General features: G+C 70.5%; 16 protein-coding genes. 8 read left to right on the top strand and 8 right to left on the bottom strand.

The window, feature by feature from the left end:
• Window positions 1–144 precede the first annotated feature (144 nt).
• The 3 genes from AC0682_RS08335 (at window position 145) to AC0682_RS08325 (ending at window position 3,927) form a co-directional block, all read left to right on the top strand.
• Complete coding sequence (locus AC0682_RS08335; RefSeq protein ID WP_478531669.1) at window positions 145–882, top strand: TetR family transcriptional regulator; 738 nt, start codon at window positions 145–147, stop codon at window positions 880–882.
• 191 nt (window positions 883–1,073) lie between these two features.
• Window positions 1,074–1,397, top strand: coding sequence for a heavy-metal-associated domain-containing protein (locus AC0682_RS08330; RefSeq protein WP_478531667.1), 324 nt, complete (start codon window positions 1,074–1,076; stop codon window positions 1,395–1,397).
• A 181-nt stretch (window positions 1,398–1,578) separates the two neighbouring features.
• Window positions 1,579–3,927 (top strand): heavy metal translocating P-type ATPase, encoded by a 2,349-nt coding sequence (locus AC0682_RS08325; RefSeq protein WP_478531666.1) that lies wholly within the window; start codon window positions 1,579–1,581, stop codon window positions 3,925–3,927.
• Window positions 3,928–4,588: 661 nt separating this feature from the next.
• On the opposite strand, the gene AC0682_RS08320 is transcribed toward AC0682_RS08325, so the two are convergent.
• Window positions 4,589–5,878, bottom strand: coding sequence for a citrate synthase (locus AC0682_RS08320; protein ID WP_478531665.1), 1,290 nt, complete (start codon window positions 5,876–5,878; stop codon window positions 4,589–4,591).
• Window positions 5,879–6,092: 214 nt separating this feature from the next.
• Window positions 6,093–8,318, bottom strand: a complete 2,226-nt coding sequence (recD2, locus tag AC0682_RS08315) for an SF1B family DNA helicase RecD2 (protein ID WP_478531664.1) — start codon at window positions 8,316–8,318, stop codon at window positions 6,093–6,095.
• 127 nt (window positions 8,319–8,445) lie between these two features.
• Here recD2 and AC0682_RS08310 point away from each other — a divergent pair, with 127 nt between their 5' ends.
• Window positions 8,446–8,952, top strand: coding sequence for a DUF6584 family protein (locus AC0682_RS08310; RefSeq protein WP_478531663.1), 507 nt, complete (start codon window positions 8,446–8,448; stop codon window positions 8,950–8,952).
• Here the strand turns inward: AC0682_RS08310 and AC0682_RS08305 are convergent.
• Window positions 8,925–9,266, bottom strand: a complete 342-nt coding sequence (locus tag AC0682_RS08305) for a hypothetical protein (RefSeq protein WP_478531662.1) — start codon at window positions 9,264–9,266, stop codon at window positions 8,925–8,927. The two genes, AC0682_RS08310 and AC0682_RS08305, sit on opposite strands and share 28 nt — an antisense overlap.
• A 246-nt stretch (window positions 9,267–9,512) precedes the next feature.
• On the opposite strand from AC0682_RS08305, the gene AC0682_RS08300 reads away from it, so the two are divergent.
• The 3 genes from AC0682_RS08300 to AC0682_RS08290 all read left to right on the top strand — a co-directional run bounded on the left by AC0682_RS08300 (window position 9,513) and on the right by AC0682_RS08290 (window position 11,375).
• Complete coding sequence (locus AC0682_RS08300; RefSeq protein WP_478531661.1) at window positions 9,513–10,349, top strand: helix-turn-helix domain-containing protein; 837 nt, start codon at window positions 9,513–9,515, stop codon at window positions 10,347–10,349.
• Complete coding sequence (locus AC0682_RS08295; protein WP_478531660.1) at window positions 10,324–10,545, top strand: DUF397 domain-containing protein; 222 nt, start codon at window positions 10,324–10,326, stop codon at window positions 10,543–10,545. The genes AC0682_RS08300 and AC0682_RS08295 overlap by 26 nt, the downstream gene beginning before the upstream one ends.
• Before the next feature lie 113 nt (window positions 10,546–10,658).
• The gene (locus tag AC0682_RS08290) at window positions 10,659–11,375 is read left to right on the top strand and encodes a bleomycin resistance protein (RefSeq protein WP_478531659.1); all 717 of its coding nucleotides are present in this window, start codon (window positions 10,659–10,661) and stop codon (window positions 11,373–11,375) included.
• Between the two features lie 383 nt (window positions 11,376–11,758).
• On the opposite strand, the gene AC0682_RS08285 is transcribed toward AC0682_RS08290, so the two are convergent.
• Both AC0682_RS08285 and AC0682_RS08280 read right to left on the bottom strand, forming a co-directional pair.
• Window positions 11,759–12,400 carry a hypothetical protein gene (locus AC0682_RS08285; protein ID WP_478531658.1) on the bottom strand — a complete coding sequence of 214 codons (642 nt, stop codon included), beginning with the start codon at window positions 12,398–12,400 and terminating at the stop codon, window positions 11,759–11,761.
• Window positions 12,401–13,302: 902 nt separating this feature from the next.
• A complete protein-coding gene (locus AC0682_RS08280; protein ID WP_478531657.1) occupies window positions 13,303–15,624 on the bottom strand; it encodes an MMPL family transporter in 2,322 nt (773 codons plus the stop codon).
• 256 nt (window positions 15,625–15,880) lie between these two features.
• Between AC0682_RS08280 and AC0682_RS08275 the strand changes: the two genes are divergently transcribed.
• Entirely contained in the window at window positions 15,881–16,789 is a 909-nt protein-coding gene (locus tag AC0682_RS08275; RefSeq protein WP_478531656.1) for an AfsR/SARP family transcriptional regulator, read from the top strand.
• Window positions 16,790–16,991: 202 nt separating this feature from the next.
• Here the strand turns inward: AC0682_RS08275 and AC0682_RS08270 are convergent, their stop codons facing one another.
• The 3 genes from AC0682_RS08270 to AC0682_RS08260 are packed head-to-tail and all read right to left on the bottom strand — an operon-like array spanning window position 16,992 to window position 20,124.
• Window positions 16,992–17,825 carry a sugar phosphate isomerase/epimerase family protein gene (locus tag AC0682_RS08270; protein ID WP_478531655.1) on the bottom strand — a complete coding sequence of 278 codons (834 nt, stop codon included), beginning with the start codon at window positions 17,823–17,825 and terminating at the stop codon, window positions 16,992–16,994.
• Window positions 17,822–18,976, bottom strand: a complete 1,155-nt coding sequence (locus tag AC0682_RS08265) for a dihydrodipicolinate synthase family protein (RefSeq protein ID WP_478531654.1) — start codon at window positions 18,974–18,976, stop codon at window positions 17,822–17,824. Before AC0682_RS08265 ends, AC0682_RS08270 begins: the two co-directional genes overlap by 4 nt.
• The gene (locus AC0682_RS08260; RefSeq protein ID WP_478531653.1) at window positions 18,973–20,124 is read right to left on the bottom strand and encodes a Gfo/Idh/MocA family protein; all 1,152 of its coding nucleotides are present in this window, start codon (window positions 20,122–20,124) and stop codon (window positions 18,973–18,975) included. Before AC0682_RS08260 ends, AC0682_RS08265 begins: the two co-directional genes overlap by 4 nt.
• Between the last annotated feature and the right edge of the window lie 84 nt (window positions 20,125–20,208).

Here is a 20,208-nt window from a genome sequence, read left to right as displayed (position 1 = left end):
CTTCACCGAGACCCGGCGGCGCAGGGCAGCATGGGTCAGTCGTTGCCACTTACACTGGCAAACACGAGTGATCGCTCGCGTTTCCCAAGAATGCGAGTGAGCACTCGCGTTTGTCAAACGCATCACGAAAGCTGGGGATTCGCCGTGCCGGAGGCCAGAGCCAAGAAGGACGCCGCAGGGGACGGCGCAGTCAAAGAACCCGCGACCGACAGGGCGGGCGGCGCCGCGGGGTCCGCCCGCCCGCGCCGCCGCCAGGCACGCGGCGAAGCCCGTATCGCACAGCTGCTCCAGGCGGCGGCCAGCGTCTTCTGCTCCTGCGGCTACACGGCGTCCAGCACCAACGCCATCGCCCGCGAGGCCGGCGTCTCGCCGGGCACGCTGTACCAGTTCTTCCCCAACAAGGAGGCCATCGCCGTCGAGCTGGGCGACCAGCTGCTCGCCCGCTGGCGCGACACCTACGGAGCGGCCTTCACCCCGAGCCACATCGAGCTGCCGCTCGACCGGATGCTCGACGCCGTGCTGGACCCGCTGATCGCGTTCAACTGCGAGAACCCGGCGTTCTTCGTGCTGATGCACGGTTCGGAGATCCCCGGCAGGATCACCGAGGAGCACGACACCCTGCACGCCACGATGCTGGGCCAGGTGAAGGGGATCCTCACCGACTACCTCCCCACCGTCCCCGCGGCCCAGGTCCACCGGGTCGCCGACATGACGTTCATGATGTTCAAGGCCGGGCTGGACCTGATCCTGGCGCACGAGGGCGAGGAGCGGGACGCGTACATCCGGGAGCTGAAGACCGCCATGCACCGCTACCTGGACCCCCTGATCGGCGGCGAGTCGCCCCACGCGGCCCCGCACGCCCGACAGGGCCGCACTCCCTAGGTGCCGGGCCGCGCGCCCCCTCGCGCCCCGGGCCGCGCACCGCCGCACACCGGGCGGCGCCGTCCGGGCCCCGAGGTCGGCGCGCCCACCTCGGCCTATACCCCCTAGGGGTATAGTATGGAGTGAGCGAGGCGCCCCGGGCACCCCTGTGGCCCCCCGCGCCACACTCGTACGCCGAAGAGGAGAACGCGATGACCGCCGAGACCGAACCCACCACCCAGTCCACCGGCTCCTGCTGCTCGCCCACCGGCGCCTGCAACGGCGGGGGCGCCGCCGACGTCCAGATCGAGCCGACGGATTCGGTCACCGCGGTGTACGAGGTCAAGGGCATGACCTGCGGCCACTGCGAAGGGGCCGTGTCGGAGGAGATCTCCGCGCTCGGCGGCGTGACGTCCGTCGAGGCCGTCGCCGCCACCGGCCGCGTCACCGTCTCCTCCAAGGCCCCGCTGGCCGAGGACGCCGTACGGGCCGCCGTCGACGAGGCCGGTTACGAACTCGTCGGCCGGGCCGCCTGAGCACCGCGCGCGCCACCTTCCCGCCTCGGGCCGGACCCACCAGCAGATACTGGTGAGGTACGGCCCGATGTGCGTCGCCGGGCCACCGGAGACGACCGGCGACCGGACACGACCGGCGACCGGTGACAACCGGCGGCCGGCCCACGTGTCACGCACCACCGCACCACCCAGGAGTTCGGACATGGCCAGCACAGCAGCAGGGACCCCGGCCGCGAACGCCTCCGAGGCCGAACTCGTGATCGGCGGGATGACGTGCGCCTCGTGTGCGGCCCGCGTCGAGAAGAAGCTCAACCGGATGGACGGCGTCACCGCCACGGTGAACTACGGGACCGAGAAGGCCCGCGTCACCTTCGCCGATGGGCTGGAGCTGTCTGATCTCGTCGCAACGGTCGAGAAGACCGGCTACACGGCCCGCCCGGTCACACCCCCGAAGCACCCGGCCACGCCCCCGGAGCGGGAGCAGCAGAAACCGGAACCGGAGGGAGAACGGACGCCGGAGCAGGTGCCCGCCTCGGCCGACGTACGAGCGGCATCCGCGGAAGCGGAGCAGGCCGCCTCCCTCGCCGCGCTCCGGCAGCGGTTCACCGTCTCCGCCGTCCTCAGCGTCCCCGTCGTCCTGCTCGCCATGGTCCCGGTGTTCCAGTTCGACACCTGGCAGTGGCTCTCCCTCACTCTCGCCGCGCCCGTCGTCGTCTGGGGCGGCCTGCCCTTCCACCGCGCCGCCTGGACCAATCTGCGGCACGGCGCGGCCACCATGGACACGCTCGTCTCGATGGGCACCCTGGCGGCCTTCGGCTGGTCGCTGTGGGCCCTGTTCCTGGGGGACGCGGGGGTACCGGGCATGCGCCACGGCTTCGACCTCACCGTCTCGCGTACCGAAGCGGGTTCCACGATCTACCTGGAGGTCGCGGCCGGGGTGATCACCTTCATCCTGTTGGGCCGCTATCTGGAGGCCCGCGCGAAGCGGAAGGCGGGGGCCGCACTGCGGGCGCTGCTGCACCTGGGCGCCAAGGACGTCTCGGTACTCGGGAGCGACGGTACGGAGGTGCGTGTTCCGGCCGACCGGCTCGCCGTCGGGGACCGGTTCGTGGTCCGGCCCGGGGAGAAGATCGCCACCGACGGCACGGTCGTCGAGGGCACCTCCGCCGTGGACGCCTCGATGCTCACGGGCGAGTCCGTCCCCGTCGAGGTCGCCGCCGGAGACACCGTCACCGGCGCCACCATCAACGCCGGCGGCCGCCTCGTCGTCGAAGCCACCCGCATCGGCTCCGACACCCAACTCGCCCGCATGGCACGCCTCGTCGAAGACGCCCAGAACGGCAAAGCAGCCGCCCAACGCCTCGCCGACCGCATCTCCGCCGTCTTCGTCCCCATCGTCATCGCCCTCGCCCTGGGCACCCTCGGCTTCTGGCTCGGCAGCGGCGCCGGACTCACCGCCGCCTTCACCGCCGCCGTCGCCGTCCTGATCATCGCCTGCCCCTGCGCCCTCGGACTCGCCACCCCCACCGCCCTCATGGTCGGCACCGGCCGCGGCGCCCAGCTCGGCATCCTCATCAAAGGCCCCGAAGTCCTCGAAACCACCCGCCGCGTCGACACCATCGTCCTCGACAAAACCGGCACCGTCACCACCGGCAAGATGACCCTCCTCACCGTCCACACCGCCGACGGCACCGACGAGAACGATGTCCTGCGGCTGGCCGGAGCCATCGAGCACTCCTCCGAACACCCCATCGCCCAAGCCGTCGCCACAGGCGCCGCCGAACGCCTCGGCGGAGCGACCCTCCCCACCCCCGAGAACTTCGCCAACGCCCCCGGACTCGGCGTCCAAGGCGTGGTGGACGGCCACACCGTCCTCGTCGGCCGCCCCCGCCTCCTCTCCGACGCGGGCGTCTTTCTCCCCGCGGAGCTGACCGCCGCGCTGGCGGAGGCCGAGGCGCACGGACGTACGGCGGTGGCCGTCGCCTGGGACGGGGCGGCGCGGGGCGTGCTCGGAGTGGCCGACGCCGTCAAGGACGGCAGCGCGGGCGCCGTGGCCGAGCTACGGGCCCTGGGGCTGCGGCCCGTCCTCCTGACCGGCGACAACCGGGCGGTGGCCGATGCCGTGGCCCGCGAGGTGGGCATCGAGGAGGTGCACGCCGAGGTGCTTCCCGAGGAGAAGGTGGCCGTGGTCAAGCGCCTTCAGGCGGAGGGTCGGAGCGTCGCGATGGCCGGCGACGGGGTCAACGACGCGGCGGCTCTGGCAACGGCAGACCTGGGGCTGGCGATGGGAACCGGGACGGATGCGGCGATCGAGGCGAGCGACCTCACGCTGATTCGTGGAGATCTCAAGGTGACTGCTGACGCAATCCGCCTTTCCAGGCGTACTCTTTCCACCATCAGGGGCAACCTCTTCTGGGCCTTCGGGTACAACGTCGCGGCTCTGCCCCTGGCTGCAAGTGGCCTGCTCAACCCAATGATCGCGGGAGCCGCCATGGCGTTTTCGTCCGTGTTCGTCGTCACGAACAGCCTCCGGTTGCGTGCCTTCACGTAACTTCCACAAAGAGATTTAGATCACACCGGCTTCAGGGTAACCATCCGGTGGGTTCATGAGTCTTAGAGTGCGATGCCAAGGATGTCTTGGGGGACGTCCGATGGAGTGTCTTGGGGGACGCTCCTGTGGCAAGCGTTGAGCCGGGGCACGTGCACCGGGGAGCTTTGAGCGGCCCTCCCGTGCGTACGTACCCCGGCAGACCGCAGCACAACAACATGGGGAGCTTCGGCTCCCCGCAGAGACGCCCGGCCGGATCCCGTGGGGGGAATCCGCTCCGGGATATGGGAAGCGCCCTGACCGTCGACCCGTGGGGGGATCGGCGGCGGGGCGTTTCTCGCGTCCGGGCCCGCCCGGGCCCCCTGACAACCGCCGCAAGGCCGCCCGCAGCAGGACAAGGGCCGCCCGGCGGCCTCTGAAGGGCCTACGGGTGACCCCGTGGCCGCGAGGCTCCAGTTCCTGGACGTGCCCTTCCGCCCCTTGGGGCGGCCCCCGTCACCCCCCGAAACGCCGAATCGCCCCGGACACCGCGCTCTGTGCGAAGCGCGGTACGCGGGGCGAAGGCAGTCGGCCGAAGAGGCCGGGCACGACAGGGTGGTGCGGAAACCCGGCGGTGCGGTGGTGCGGTGGTGCAGGTCCTACACGTACGGGTACGGGACCCGGCTCAGCGGCCCTCGACCGGGACGAAGTCGCGCAGGACCTCACCCGTGTAGATCTGGCGCGGGCGGCCGATGCGCGAACCCGGCTCCTTGATCATCTCGTGCCACTGGGCGATCCAGCCCGGGAGGCGGCCGAGCGCGAAGAGCACGGTGAACATCTCGGACGGGAAGCCCATGGCCCGGTAGATCAGGCCGGTGTAGAAGTCCACGTTGGGGTAGAGGTTGCGCGAGACGAAGTACTCGTCGGAGAGCGCGTGCTCCTCCAGCTTGAGCGCGATGTCGAGCAGCTCGTCGGACTTGCCGAGCGCGGACAGCACATCGTGGGCGGCGGCCTTGATGATCTTGGCGCGCGGGTCGAAGGACTTGTACACCCGGTGGCCGAAGCCCATCAGGCGGACGCCGTCCTCCTTGTTCTTCACCTTGCGGATGAAGGAGTCGACATCGCCGCCGTTGGCCTGGATGCCTTCCAGCATCTCCAGCACCGACTGGTTGGCGCCACCGTGCAGGGGGCCCCAGAGAGCCGAGATGCCGGCGGAGATCGAGGCGAACATGTTCGCCTGCGAGGAGCCGACCAGACGCACGGTGGAGGTCGAGCAGTTCTGCTCGTGGTCCGCGTGCAGGATGAGCAGCTTGTCCAGCGCCGACACGACGACCGGGTCCAGCTCGTACTCCTGGGCGGGGACCGAGAAGGTCATGCGCAGGAAGTTCTCGACGTACCCGAGGTCGTTGCGCGGGTAGACGAAGGGGTGGCCGATCGACTTCTTGTACGCGTACGCCGCGATCGTCGGCAGCTTCGCCAGCAGCCGGATCGTGGAGAGGTGGCGCTGCTTCTCGTCGAACGGGTTGTGGCTGTCCTGGTAGAACGTGGACAGCGCGCTGACGACCGAGGACAGCATGGCCATCGGGTGGGCGTCGCGCGGGAAGCCGTCGAAGAACCGCTTGACGTCCTCGTGCAGCAGCGTGTGCTGGGTGATCTCGTTCTTGAAGTCCGCCAGCTCGTCGACCTTGGGAAGGTCGCCGTTGATCAGCGTGTACGCGACCTCGAGGAACGACGAGCGCTCGGCGAGCTGCTCGATCGGGTATCCGCGGTAGCGCAGAATGCCCTGCTCACCGTCGAGGTACGTGATGGCGGATTTATAGGCGGCCGTGTTGCCGTATCCGCTGTCCAGCGTGACCAGGCCGGTATTGGCCCGGAGCTTCCCGATGTCGAAGCCCTTGTCGCCGACGGTGCTGTCGATCACCGGGTAGGTGTACTCGTCATCGCCGTACCGCAGTACTACAGAGTTGTCGCTCACGTCATCCCTCACCGACGTAGTGCCTCTTCTTCGAGGTGCCCTGACTGTCTCCACCCTCCCCCATTCGGCTCAGGAGAGTGCACTCGGGGTCGTCCATTGGACCTACTGGCGGCACTGAGTGCCGCCAACTTACTCATCCTGCCCCCTTGACTGCGGTTCCGGAAGACCTCCGTGATGTTTGCCACCGATTTGATCGATCATTTTTGCGCAGGGGTCACGCGAAGTCTTCTCCCGAGCCGCCGCGGAGCCGGAAATCCAGCGCCGTACAGCGTCTGCCTGCGGAGACCGTGCGGACGGCCTGACCGATCGCCTTACGGGACCCGACCAGCACGACGAGCTTCTTGGCCCTGGTCACGGCGGTGTAGAGCAGGTTGCGCTGGAGCATCATCCAGGCGCTGTTGGTGACGGGGATGACGACTGCGGGGTACTCGCTGCCCTGGGAGCGGTGGATCGTCATGGCGTAGGCGTGGGCCAGCTCGTCCAGCTCGTCGAAGTCGTAGGGGATCTCCTCGTCCTCGTCGGTGCGGACGGTGAGCCGCTGTTCGTCCAGGTCAAGGGCGGTGACGACGCCGACCGTGCCGTTGAAGACGCCGTTCTCGCCCTTGTCGTAGTTGTTGCGGATCTGGGTGACCTTGTCGCCGACCCGGAAGACACGACCGCCGAACCGCTTCTCGGGGAGGTCGGGGCGGCCGGGGGTGATGGACTGCTGGAGCAGCCCGTTCAGCTCGCCCGCGCCAGCCGGCCCCCGGTGCATCGGGGCGAGGACCTGCACGTCACGGCGCGGGTCGAGGCCGAACTTGGCCGGAATACGGCGGGCCGCCACGTCCACCGCCAGTCTGCCCGCGTCCGCCGTCTCGTCCTCCACGAAGAGGAAGAAGTCGTTCAGCCCCTGGGTGAGGGGCGGCTGCCCGGCGTTGATGCGGTGCGCGTTGGTGACCACGCCCGACTGCTGGGCCTGCCGGAAGATCCGGGTCAGCCGGACGGCGGGGACCGGGCTGCCCTCCGCGAGGAGGTCGCTCAGCACCTCCCCCGCCCCCACCGAGGGCAGCTGGTCGACATCGCCCACGAGGAGGAGGTGGGCACCGGGTGCCACGGCCTTCACGAGCTTGTTGGCGAGGAGCAGGTCGAGCATGGACGCCTCGTCGACGACGACCAGGTCGGCGTCGAGCGGCCGGTCCCGGTCGTACGCCGCGTCCCCGCCCGGCTTCAGCTCCAGCAGCCGGTGCACGGTGGAGGCCTCGGCCCCGGTCAGCTCGGCCAGCCGCTTGGCGGCCCGCCCGGTGGGCGCGGCCAGCACCACCTTCGCCCGCTTGGCCCGGGCCAGCTCCACGATGGACCGTACGGTGAAGGACTTCCCGCAGCCGGGCCCGCCGGTCAGGACGGCCACCTTCCGGCTGAGCGCGAGCCGTACGGCCTCCTCCTGCTCGGGGGCCAGAACAGCCCCCGTACGGGTGGCGAGCCAGGCGAGCGCCTTCTCCCAGTCCACGTCCTGGAAGGCGGGCATCCGGTCCTCCCCGGTCCGCAGCAGCCGCCGCACCTGCCCGGCGAGCGACAGTTCGGCCCGGTGGAACGGCACCAGGTAGACCGCGGTGATCGGCTCGCCCCCCTCCGGCGACGGCACCTTCTCCCGTACGACCCCCTCCGGATCGGCGGCCAGCTCGGCCAGGCACTCGATCACCAGCCCGGTGTCGACCTGGAGGAGCTTGACCCCGTCCGCGATGAGCCGCTCCTCGGGGAGGAAGCAGTGCCCCTGGTCGGCGGACTGGGAGAGGGCGTACTGAAGACCGGCCTTGACCCGCTCGGGGCTGTCGTGCGGGATGCCGACCGCCTGGGCGATCTTGTCGGCGGTGAGGAACCCGATGCCCCAGACGTCGGCGGCCAGCCGGTAGGGCTGGTTCCTCACGACGGAGATCGAGGCGTCCTCGTACTTCTTGTAGATGCGCACGGCGATGGAGGTGGAGACACCGACGCCCTGGAGGAAGACCATGACCTCCTTGATCGCCTTCTGCTCCTCCCAGGCCTCCGCGATCATCTTCGTCCGCTTGGGCCCGAGGCCGGGGACCTCGACGAGCCGCTTCGGCGCGTTCTCGATGATGTCGAGGGTGTCGACGCCGAAGTGGGTGGTGATCCGGTCGGCCATGACCGGCCCGATGCCCTTGATCAGCCCGGAGCCGAGATAGCGGCGGATGCCCTGGATCGTGGCGGGCAGGACGGTGGTGTAGTTCTCGACGGTGAACTGCTTTCCGTACTGGGAGTGCGAGCCCCAACGGCCCTCCATCCGCAGCGACTCACCCACCTGCGCCCCGAGCAGCGCACCGACCACCGTGAGCAGATCCCCGGCCCCGCGCCCGGTGTCGACGCGGGCGACCGTGTACCCGTTCTCCTCGTTGGCGTACGTGATCCTCTCCAGGACCCCTTCGACGACGGCCATGTTGGACATGACCCGACGCTACCGCCCGCCACTGACAACGCGGTTCGCGGCCCGGCCCTGGGGGTGGGACGGGGAACGGCCGACCTGGTCGACAACCCACTCGTACACGCCCCTCCCCCGCCCCCATGATGAGCGCATGGCCCTGAACGACACCCTGGCCCGCGTGGACGCGGACCTCGCCTCCGGACGCATACCGGTGGCGAGACAGCGCCTGCGCGGGCTGGTCTCCTCCTACCCCAACGAACCGGCACCCCGGCGCCGCCTGGCCGAGGTCTACCGCCTGTACGGGGACCCGGCGGAGGCGGGCCGCTGGATGTACCTGGAGGAGGACCGCTCCCCGGAGGAGACGGCGGCCTTCGAGGAGCGGTACGCGAACGCCGTCCGCCGGATGCGCGCGGTCGCCTGGCGCGGCCCGGAGTCGGCGGCTCCGACACCGTTCGCCGCTCGTCAACTGGCCGCCGTACGGGAGGCCGCCTCGGACACCCTCGGGCGCCCGGTGACGTGGGAAGGCCTGGCGAAGGTGAAGGGGGACATCGGGGAGAGCAGCCGACTGTCGGACGTCCTGACGGCCGGCGGGTGCCTGCTCTTCGCGATCGTGTTCCTGGGCATCTGGATCTACGGGCTGGTGTCGCTGTTCAGGTGAGGCCCCGCTTCCGCGAGCGCGGCCTCCAACCGGGACCCCCGGCTCTCCGCGATCCGCTGGACCTGCGCCAGGGACTCGCTCAACCGACTGGCGAGGAAATGGAGTTGCGGCGCGGTGGCGTCGGCCTCGGCCAGGAGCCCGTCGGCGTGCCCGAGCAGCTCGTACGCCATGTCGAGCTGGATCTCCTCCACCTCGTCGGCCCTCCGCGCCACGTACCCGGTGCCGCTCCCGACGAGGTAGCAGGGCCTCCCACCCGTGCCCGTCCACGGCAGCAACCGCGCGGCGGCACCGCTCTGCCCACCCATGACCCTCATGCGCGGACCTCGCTTCCGGGTGTGGAGCACGGGCTTGGGGAGGGCGGCAACGGGGTGGGGGGTGAGGTGGCGGGGTGGTTCATGGGGGCCTTCTCTCTTGCTTCGAGCTTGCTTCGGGCTTGCTTCGAGGACGAATGGGCGCCGCTTCTTTCCGTAGCGAACCCATCACAGAGTGGGGTCGGAAGTGGCTACGCTTCCAGGGGGTCGGGCATGACAGCACGCTGGTCAGATCGAGGAGTTGGGCGCATGCAGGCGGACGGAAGGCCGCGTACGGCACGGGAGAAGTACGGCGAGGAGCTGAAGCTGCGCCGCATGGCCGCCGGATTGACGCAGGAGGCACTGGCGAGGGAGGTGGTCTGTTCACCGACGCTCATCAGCCACTACGAGGCGGGGCGACGGCTACCGAGCCCGGACGACGCGCGGCGGATCGACCAGGCGCTGGGGACGGACGGGTTCTTCGAGCGGTGGCTGGAGGACTTGGACCCGGCGTTCGCCCACTACTTCGGCTTGGTGGCGGAGTTGGAGCAGGAGGCCACGGAGATCCGTCAGTACGGAGGGTCACTCATCCCAGGCCTGCTCCAGACGAAGGAGTACTCACGTGCCGTGTTCCAGGCCTACCGCCCGAACTACTGCGCCGAGGAGGTTGACGAGTTGGTTGTCAGCCGCGCCAAACGAGGACTTCTACTGGAGAAGGCGTCGGCACCGGAAACCTGGACTCTGCTGGACGAGGGTGCACTCAGGCGCTCCATCGGTGGACCGCAGGTGATGGCAGAACAGCTGAACAAGGTGGCGGACATGGCTGATTCGGGCCGTCTACGCCTGCATGTACTGCCCCTCGCCTGCGGAGCACACGCGCTTCTGGAGGGCATGCTCTACCTGCTGTCCTTCGCGGACGCGGCCCCGCTGGCGTACATCGAAGGGCTTCACAACGGGCGGCTGCTGGACGATCCGGCGCTGGTTGACGCCTGCCGCACCTCCTACACTCTCGCCCTGAGTGACGCGGCCTCGCGGCAAAAGTCGGTGGCGCTCGTCAGAAGCATCGCGGAGGAGCACGAACATGCACATCACCGAGCCCACCACTGACGTCGCGGCCCTGACCGAATGGCGTAAGTCCAGTTACAGCGGAGGGGCCAACGGCGAGTGCCTGGAGGTCGCGGACGGCCACGCCTCCGTCCCCGTACGCGACAGCAAGACGCCCACCGGCCCCACGCTGGCCTTCTCGCCCCAGGGCTGGTCCGGGTTCGTCATGGCCGTCAAGCGTGGCGAACTCTCCGCCTGACCTTCCGTCTCACGTACGACGACTGCCCAGCGGCCCCGTCACGGTCATCGACCTGACGGGGCCGTTGTCATACCCCATTGCCCGCGTAATCAAATTTGACTACCTTCAAGGCCATGACCGAGAAGACCATCCCTCTGCTGCCCTGCCGCACGGAACTGCTCCAGTCCGTGGTCGACTTCTACGCGGCCCTGGGCTTCGAGACGACGCACTTGCAGAAGAGCCCGTACGCGTACGCGGTGGTCGAGCGCGGGGCCGTCGAGATCCAGCTGTACGGCCTCAAGGACTACGACCCCAGCACCTCGCACGCCAGCTGCTACGTGCTCACGGAGGACGTGGACGGCCTGTACGCCGCGTTCCGGTCGGGCCTGAAGGCAACGTATGGGCGCATCCCGACGCGCGGGCTGCCGCGCATCGGCCCGCTGAAGGACATGTCGTACGGGGTGCGGCAGTTCCTGGCGACCGACCCGACGGGCAACACGATCCGGGTCGGCCAGACGATCGACGACGACAGCCCGGAGGACCCGGCCGACGCGGCACCGAAGGACGCCTTCGCCCGCGCCCTGCACATGGCGGACCTCTTCGCGGACTCGAAGCAGGACTTCCCGGGGGCCGCCAGGATCATCGACCGGGTACTGAACCTGAAGGGCGAACAGCCGACTCCGGTGCAGCGGTTGCAGCTGCTGGTGTTGCGTGGGGACCTCGCGCAACGGCTGAGGGATGCGAAGGGGGCACGGGGGTGGCTGGAGATGGCGGAAGCGGTTCAACTCACCACGGAGGAGCAGGCCTTGGCCCGCGATGCGCTGGCTCGGCTGGAGGAGCTGCGGGAGTGAGTGAGCGACTGGTCGGCCACTGGGGTTGCCCCCCTCCGTGTTCAGCGGGGGCGCCCTTACGGCTCTCCGCCGAGCCACCCGCCATGCGCACGACTCACGAATTCGCCGCGTCCGACCACCCCCCCCCTCTGTGATCATGTAGAGGTGAGCACACAGCCCGAGGGTCAAGGACTGGCAAAGCCCCCATAAACCAGCAGGTCAGGAAGTGTGGTCCCCGCGCGAGCGGGGGCACCCCGCGCTTGGAGGCGGCGGCCGGTTTCGAGTGCTTGTGGTCCCCGCGCGAGCGGGGGCACCCCGTAGGCAGATGGGAGAGGAGATCGACAAGGGCAGTGGTCCCCGCGCGAGCGGGGGCACCCCAGAAACAGCAGCCGTACAGGCAAACGTCAGCAGCTCTCCTCGAACTTGACCGCCGTGAACTCGACCGGTTGCCCGTTCAGAGCGGTTCCGGGAGACGGAGACTGGGTGCACACCCGCCAGTTGCTCTCCATGAGGACCATCCGGTCCTGGGCCGCATCCTTGACGGTGATCGACGTACTGGAGTCGAGTGCCTTGCGGGCGACCTTCACGGACTTCCCGACGAAGTTCGGCATCTCTCCGCCGACCGCCTCAGGCTCCTTCGCATCATCGGCCGGGCATTTCTCCTCCAGCTTCACGGTGCCGAAGTCCAGCACCGTGTCGGTGGGGATGACCTTGCCCGCCGCCATGTTCTGCGAACAGACCTTCCAGTTCCGGTCGAAGGCCTGTATACGGCCACGACCGGCACTGTCATGGGACCTGAGCGAGTAGAACCCTTCCTTCTGGGCGGCGTCCTGTGCGGACTGGAGTCCCATGCCGACGAAGTCAGGGACCGCCTTCGACTCGGCCGGCTCCTTCTCCTTGGCCGGCGACGACGTGGGGGCTTCACTGGCGGGGGTTGCCGCGGAGGCTTCGGGCTTCGCGTCGGTACCGGCGTCGGCGGGGTCGCAACCGACAAGGGCCATGGCGGCGACACAGGCGAGCGCGGCGGTGCGTGTGCGGGTGTTCAACTCGTCCCCCTCGGGCGGTTCGTGAAGGCCGACCGTAGCCGCCCGAACACACCCCAGGAAGCCGGAATGTTCCGGCGGTGACGGAGTTGTGACCAATGACGGCGGGCTGAGGATGCCTTCCCCCGACGCCGTCGATGAGCAGGCCGCTACAAGTCGAGCACCGCCCACACCCGACGACCGTCCTCGGCCGTGTCCATCCCACACGAGGCGGCGCCCAACCCGGCAAGTTCCAAGAGCGACCGGCCGTCCACAACCGGGCGCACCGGCCGGTGGGACAAGGCGACGATGAGCGCCTGTCGCCCTTGGTCCGCGAGCTGCACGGACACCTGGCGCCCGCCGTCCGCGGCGGCCATGCGCACGAGTAGTTCGGTCAGATCCGTCGCGGGCCGATCCCTTTCGCGGTGGCCCCACTCATGCAGTTGGAGGACCACGTGGTCCGAGGCCAATTTGGGCGCCCAGGAGGAGGATTCCAGAAGCCATTTCACCGATCGCCTGTGGTGAACCGGCATCCGGCGGCCCGCCGTACCGACCGGGCCTGTCTCCGGGCGCGGCGGGGAGATCGGGCGCTTCGGCGGAGGCGGGGTCTTCGGCGGATGGTCCGGGGCGTGATCCGACACGTTGGCTCCAGGGGCGGCGGGGCGCCCATCGTACGGCCGCTCATCGCGGCCCCTGCCCCCGATGAGCCGCCCCTTCACCCGTACAGATGGGCCTCCCCGGACAACTTGACGCGACTTTGCGCCAGGCTCCACGCCAGACCGGGCAGGGGAAGGTCTCCCGGCCGTCCCTTGCGCGGGCCCCGGCCACCGCCCCGGCCACCGCCTCGGCGGGGGCCCGCACCACGCGGTCGAACCGAGGCGCGTCGGCGCGCCGCTGATCACCGCGTCCGGCCCCCTCGCCGACCGTCAAGGCGTCGGCGTCGGTGACTTCGGGGTCCGGGCGGGCTCGCCGTCCGGGAGGCCGGCGGGAGGCGCCGGGGGCGACGACTCCCTCAGGCCCCAGCGGCGGTGGAGGGCGGCCAAGGGGCGCGGGGCCCACCAGTTGGCTCGGCCGGTCAGGCGCATCAGGACCGGGACCAGGACCGCGCGGATCAGGGTGGCGTCGATCAGGATCACCGCCACCATGCCCAGGCCCAGCATCTTGAGGAACACCACGCCCGAGGACGCGTACGTAGCGAAGGACGCGGCCATGACCACTGCCGCCGACGTGATGAGCGGGCCGCTGCGCTCCAGGCCCGTCGCCACCGAGGCCGTGGGGTCGCCCGTGCGGTCGTACTCCTCCTTGATCCGGGAGAGCATGAGGACCTCGTAGTCCATCGAGAGGCCGAAGGCCACGCAGAACATCAGGATCGGGATGCTCGGTTCGATCGCTCCGGTCGCGGTGAAGCCCAGCGCGCCGGACAGGTTGCCGTCCTGGAAGACCCAGACCAGGGCACCGAACATCACGCCCAGGCTCAGCACGTTGAGCACCGTCGCCTTCAGCGGGAGCAGCACACTGCCGGTCATCAGGAAGAGCACGACCAGGGTGACCAGCAGGACCAGGCCCAGCACCAGCGGCAGCCGGTCGACCAACGTGGCCCGGAAGTCGGCCAGTTCGGCCGGGTAGCCGCCGATCCTGATCTGATCGGTCTGTGCGCTCTCCCCTCCGGCCGCCGTCGCTCTGATCGCGGAGAGCAGGCCCTCCACATCCTCGGTCAGGCCCTCGTGGGTCGCCACCACCGAGTACCACGTGTTCTTCCGGTGCGCGAAGCGGTCCGTGTAGCCGGTCCCGGGGGGCGTCGTCCTCTCGCCCTGCGCGTACCTGCCCGTCAGGGCCTCCACCTGGTAGATCCCGGGGAGGCGGGACAGTGCCGTGGCCGTGGCGTCGATCTCCTTACCGTTCGCGGCCGTTCCAGGCCGGCCCCGGTGCAGCACCTGGATCGCGTCCATCTCCTCCGCCGCGAAGTTCTCCCGGATCTCCTGCTGGACGACGCGGCTGGACACGCCCTCGGGCAGCACCCGTTCGTCGGGGGTGCCGAACGTGAGGCCCAGTGCCGGGGCCGCCAGCGCCAGCAGGACCGCCAGGGCCGGAATGCCGTAGCGGAGCGGGTGGCGCATCATCCTCAGGGCTGTGGTGTGCCACCAGCCCTCTTCCTCGCGAGAGTTGGTCGCTCGCCTGGACGCCACGCGGCTCCCCGCTCCCGCCAGTGCCGCCGGGAGGATCACCAGCGCCGCGAAGACCGCCGTGAGCACGGTGCCGATCCCCGCGTACGCGAAGGACCTCAGGAACGGGAACGGGAAGAGGAGGAGGCACGAGAGGGACACCAGGACCGTCAGGCCACTGAACGCCACCGTACGGCCCGCGCTCTCCACCGTACGGGCCACCGCGTCCGGCACCGGGCGGCCCCGGCCCAGCTCCTCGCGGAAGCGGTTGATCACGAACAGGCTGTAGTCGACGCCGAGTCCGATGCCCATCACCAGCGCCAGGTTGGCCGCGAACGTCGACACCTCGGTGGCGTAGGTGACCAGGTGCATCAGCGCCAGTGTGGTGATCACCGAGAAGAGGCCCATGCCGAGCGTCAGCGCCGCCGCCGAGAAGCGGCGGTAGATCGCGAAGAGCAGCAGCAGCACCAGCGGGAACACGATCAGCTCGGCCCGGAGGAAGTCCTGCCGGGACTGTTCGGCCACCTGGCGGAAGATCTCGTCGCCGCCGCCGACGCGGACCGTGAACAGCTCCTCGTCCCGGGTGAACTCCGGGGAGATCCGGGCCAGTTCCGAACGGGCTTCGGTGACCGTACCGGCCATGCGGACGACGATCAGGGCCTGTCTGCCGTCGATGCTGCGCAGGGTCGGCGACCGGTCGCGCGACCAGTACGAGGCCACCTCGGCCACCCCGTCCTCACGCCCCAGCTCCGCCGCCAGCCGGTCACCCGCCCGCGCGACCGGCTCGTCGTCCACCGTCCCCTGCCGGGCCGTCACCAGGAGCAGCACGCTCGGTGTGCCCGTGACGAACTCGCGCTCCAGAGCTGCCCTGGTGGTCACCGACTCCGAGCCCGGGGTCTCGAACCGGCTCAGGACGAGCCGGTCCATCGCCCCGGCCGCGAGGACGAGCCCCACGACGGTCAGGAGGACGCCGATCCCGATCACCAGCCGGGAGCGGGCGGCGGCCAGGCGGCCCCAGCGGTGCAGGAGAGGGGGGTCGGTGGATGCTCGGGGGGAAGGTCGCGGTGTGCGGTGGGCAGAGGGCACGTTCCACTCTCCGGGGCAGCGGCACTCGTTCGTCGGACGGGACACGGTGGGCCGCGTCCCCGCCACCCTCACGCACGCCGCTGGACCGAACGCTGGACGGAGCGCTGGACGCCCTGGATGTATACGGGCGTTCCGCCGGCGCGGCGAGGCGCCGTGGCTGTCGTCGTGCGCCCGCCCGGGATGAACGGGACAGCCCTTAGCCTGGAACGAGCGTTCGCGGGCGTGGACTCGGGGCCCAGGGGGAGACATGTCGGGTGTGCTGCTGCGAGGTCGGGACGAGCCGGACGGGAGGCCGCCGGAGGGTGTCGGGGGTGGTGGGGAGGGAGTTGCGGGTGGCGGCGGCTCCTCGCGCCTCACCGTCCGCCTCTTCGGGCCCCTCCATGTCAGCCGGGGCGCCACGGATCTGGAGCTGGGGCCGCCCAAGCAGCGGGCGCTCCTGGCGGTGCTGCTCCTGCGGCCCGGCATGGAGACCGGGATCGATCAGCTGACCGAGGCGCTCTGGGGCGAGGAGTACCCGGCGTACGCGAAGAACCTGATCCAGAAGTCCGTCTCCGGGCTCCGGGCCCTGCTCCAACCGGGCGGGGACGGGGAGCAGGGCGCGGTGATCCACTGGTCCGGGGGCGGCTACCGGCTCGACGCCGGTGACGCGGAGGTCGACTTCTACACGTACGAACGCCTCGCCGCCGCCGGTCTCGCCGCCGCCCGCGACGGCCGGCTCCAGGAGGCGTCCGAGCTGCTGGAGCGGGCCCGCACCATGTCCACCGGGCCGCTGGCGGAAGGGCTGGACGGGCCGATGATGGAACGGGAGCGGCTCTTCCGCCAGGAGCGGTTCCTGACCGACATGGAGGTGCTGGCCGAAGTGGAGCTACAGCTCGGCCGCCACCGCCACGCCGTTCCCCTGCTGCACTACGCCGTGCACAAGTATCCGCTGCGGGAGCGGTTCGCCTGGCTGCTGATGCTCGCGCTCCACCGTTCGGACCGGGGCGGCGAAGCCCTCGTCGTGTACGCGCGGCACCGCGCCCGCCTGGTGGCGGAGCTGGGATCCGAGCCCGGCCCCTCCCTGCGCGCCCTCCACGCCCGGCTCCTCGCCCAGGACCCCGCGCTGATGGACGTGCGCACGCTGCGGGAGGACTCCCCGGCCGATCGCTCTCGGGTGCCGTCCTGAGTCCCGGCCCCCGGCGGGCGGGGCCCGAAAGCCGAATGGGGCCCGGCCTCGCGGCCGGACCCCCCTCGCTCTCCCCCCGTCGGGCCTTCCCGTTCCCCCCGGACCCCTCCCCGGAAGTTCCCGACGCCCTGTGTGACCCGAGAGGGCACGCGAAGGTTGCACCCCTTGACGATCTCTTTACCCTTGGGCTCGGTCAGGGCCGTCACCAGGCATGTTGCACATAGCGCTCGGCCACCTCGGCCAGCACCTCCGCCCCGCCCCTGGCCCACAGCGACTCGTTGAAGATCTCCACCTCGATCGGGCCGTCGTAGCCCGCCGCCTCCACCGCCGTACAGAGTGAGCGGAAGTCCACGCTGCCGTCGCCCAGTTGCCCCCGGCCCAGCAGGACGCCCGCCGGGAGCGGGGTGATCCAGTCGGCCAGCTGGAAGGCGTGGATACGGCCCGACGCCCCGGCCCGGGCGATCTGGGCGGGGGCCCGGTCGTCCCACCAGACGTGGTACGTGTCGACGACCACGCCGACCCGCTCGGCCGGGAAGCGTTCCGCGATGTCCAGGGCCTGGGCCAGGGTCGAGACCACGCAGCGGTCGGACGCGAACATCGGGTGCAGCGGCTCGATCGCCAGGCGTACGCCGCGGTCCGCCGCGTACGGGGCGAGTTCGGCCAGCGCGTCGGCCACCCGCTCCCTCGCCCCGTGCAGGTCGCGGCTGCCGGGCGGGAGGCCGCCGGAGACCAGGACCAGGGTGTCGGTCGCGACGGTCGCGGCCTCGTCCACCGCCCGGCGGTTGTCGTCCAGGGCGCGGGCCCGCCCGGCCGGGTCCAGCGCGGTGAGGAAGCCGCCCCGGCAGAGGCTGGTGACCGTGAGCCCGGCGTCCGAGAGGAGCCTCGCCGTGCGCTCGACGCCGTACGCCTGGATCGGCGCCCGCCACAGGCCGACCCGGCCGATCCCCGCCGTGACGCACCCCTCGGCCAGCTCGGGCAGTGACCACTGCCTGATCGTCTCCTGGTTGATCGACAGACGCGCGAGCCCGTCGGTCATCCTGATCCCCCCTGGACCGCCAGCAGGGTCCGCATGCGGTGCGCCGCCAGCTCGGGGTCCGGGAACAGGCCCAGAGTGTCCGCCAGTCGGTACGCCTTCGCCAGATGCGGCAGCGAGCGCGCCGACTGGAGGCCGCCCACCATCGTGAAGTGGTCCTGGTGGCCCGCGAGCCAGGCCAGGAGGACCACACCCGTCTTGTAGAAGCGGGTCGGCGGCCCGAAGAGGTGGCGGGAGAGTTCGACCGTGGGGTCCAGGAGGGCGCGGAAGCCGTCCACGTCCCCCGTGTCCAGGACCCGTACCGCGTGTGCCGCCAGGGGGCCGAGCGGATCGAAGATGCCCAACAACGCGTGGCTGTAGCCCTGTTCGTCGCCCGCGATCAGCTCCGGGTAGTGGAAGTCGTCGCCCGTGTAGCAGCGCACCCCGGCCGGCAGGCGGCGACGCACCTCGATCTCGCGGGCCGCGTCCAGCAGGGAGATCTTGATGCCGTCCACCTTGTCCGGGTGTTCGGCGATCACCTTCAGGAGCGTCTCCGTCGCCTCGTCCAGGTCCGTGCTCCCCCAGTAGCCCTCCAGCGCCGGGTCGAACATCGGGCCCAGCCAGTGCAGGATCACCGGCTCCCTCGACTGGCGCAGGAGGTGGGCGTAGAGCGCCACGTACTCCTCCGGGCCTCTTGCCGCGCGGACCAGGGCGCGCGAGGCCATCAGGATCGGCCGCACCCCGTTCACCTCGGCCAGGGCCAGTTGCTCCTCGTACGCCGATGCCACCTCCGCCAGGGTTGGTTCGGACGTCGGAAGCAGTTGGTCCGTGCCCACTCCACAGGCGATCCCACCGCCCACCGCCCTCGCCTCCGCCGCCGAGCGGCGGATCAGCTCCGCCGCTCCCGGCCAGCCCAGGCCCATCCCCCGCTGCGCCGTGTCCATCGCCTCCGCCACGCCCAGGCCGTGCGCCCAGAGGTGGCGGCGGAAGGCGAGCGTGGCCTCCCAGTCGACGGCCGCCGGGCCGTCCGGGCCGGGGTCCGCGTACGGGTCCGCGACCACATGGGCCGCCGAGTAGACCGTACGGGAGGACGAGGGCGCCCCTGACGGGGGCAGGTCCAGCGGGGTGGCGCGGGGGGTGTAGGGGCCGCTGGGCAGCAGCACCGACGCCCTCACCGTGTCAGCTCCGGGACATCGAGGCGGCGGCCCTCCGCCGACGACTTCAGCGCCAGTTCCGCTAGTTGGACCCCGCGCGCTCCGGCCAACAGGTCCCAGGTGTACGGCTCGTCCAGCACCACGTGGCGCAGGAACAGCTCCCACTGCGCCTTGAAGCCGTTGTCGAACTCCTGGTTGTCCGGGACCTCCTGCCACTGGTCGCGGAACGGCTCGGTGACCGGGAGGTCCGGGTTCCAGACCGGCTTGGGGGTGCAGGAGCGGTGCTGTACGCGGCAGTTGCGCAGGCCCGCCACCGCCGACCCGTGGGTGCCGTCCACCTGGAACTCCACCAGCTCGTCCCGGTCGACCCGGACCGCCCAGGAGGAGTTGATCTGGGCGACGGCCCCGCCCGCCAGCTGGAAGATCCCGTACGCGGCGTCGTCGGCGGTCGCCTCGTAGGGCTTGCCGCGCTCGTCCCAGCGGCGCGGAACGTGCGTCCGCACCTGGGCCGTCACGGAAGTTACCCGGCCGAACAGCTCGTGGAGCACGTACTCCCAGTGCGGGAACATGTCGACGACGATGCCGCCGCCGTCCTCCGCGCGGTAGTTCCACGAGGGGCGCTGGGCCTCCTGCCAGTCACCCTCGAAGACCCAGTAGCCGAACTCGCCCCGCACGGACAGGATTTCTCCGAAGAAGCCGCCGTCGATCAGGCGCTTGAGCTTCAGCAGGCCCGGCAGGAAGATCTTGTCCTGGACCACACCGTGCTTGATGCCCGCCTCGCGCGCGAGGCGGGCCAGGTCGAGGGCGCCCTCGACGTCCGCCGCCGTGGGCTTCTCCGTGTAGATGTGCTTGCCGGCCGCCACGGCTCTCCTGACCGACTCCAGCCGGGCCGAGGTGACCTGGGCGTCGAAGTAGATCTCCACCGTGTCGTCCGCGAGCACCGCGTCCAGGTCCGTCGACCACTCGGCCAGACCGTGCCGTGCGGCCAGCTCCTCCAGGGCGTGGGCGCGGCGGCCGACGAGGACGGGCTCCGGCCAGAGGACCTCTCCGCCGCCGAGGTCCAGGCCGCCCTGCTCGCGGATCGCGAGGATCGAACGCACCAGATGCTGCCGGTACCCCATGCGACCCGTGACGCCGTTCATGGCGATGCGCACTGTCCTGCGTGTCACGAAGTTCCCTCCCTACAGCGTAGTAAGCGCTTTCTACACGAGGGGACGCTAGCCTGCGGACAGCGGCCGGACAAGAGGGGCGCC

It is taken from the genome of Streptomyces sp. NPDC043746 (assembly GCF_056436485.1).
Note: the sequence above shows the minus strand (reverse complement) of the source record. Positions and strands in the feature narration are given on the sequence as shown.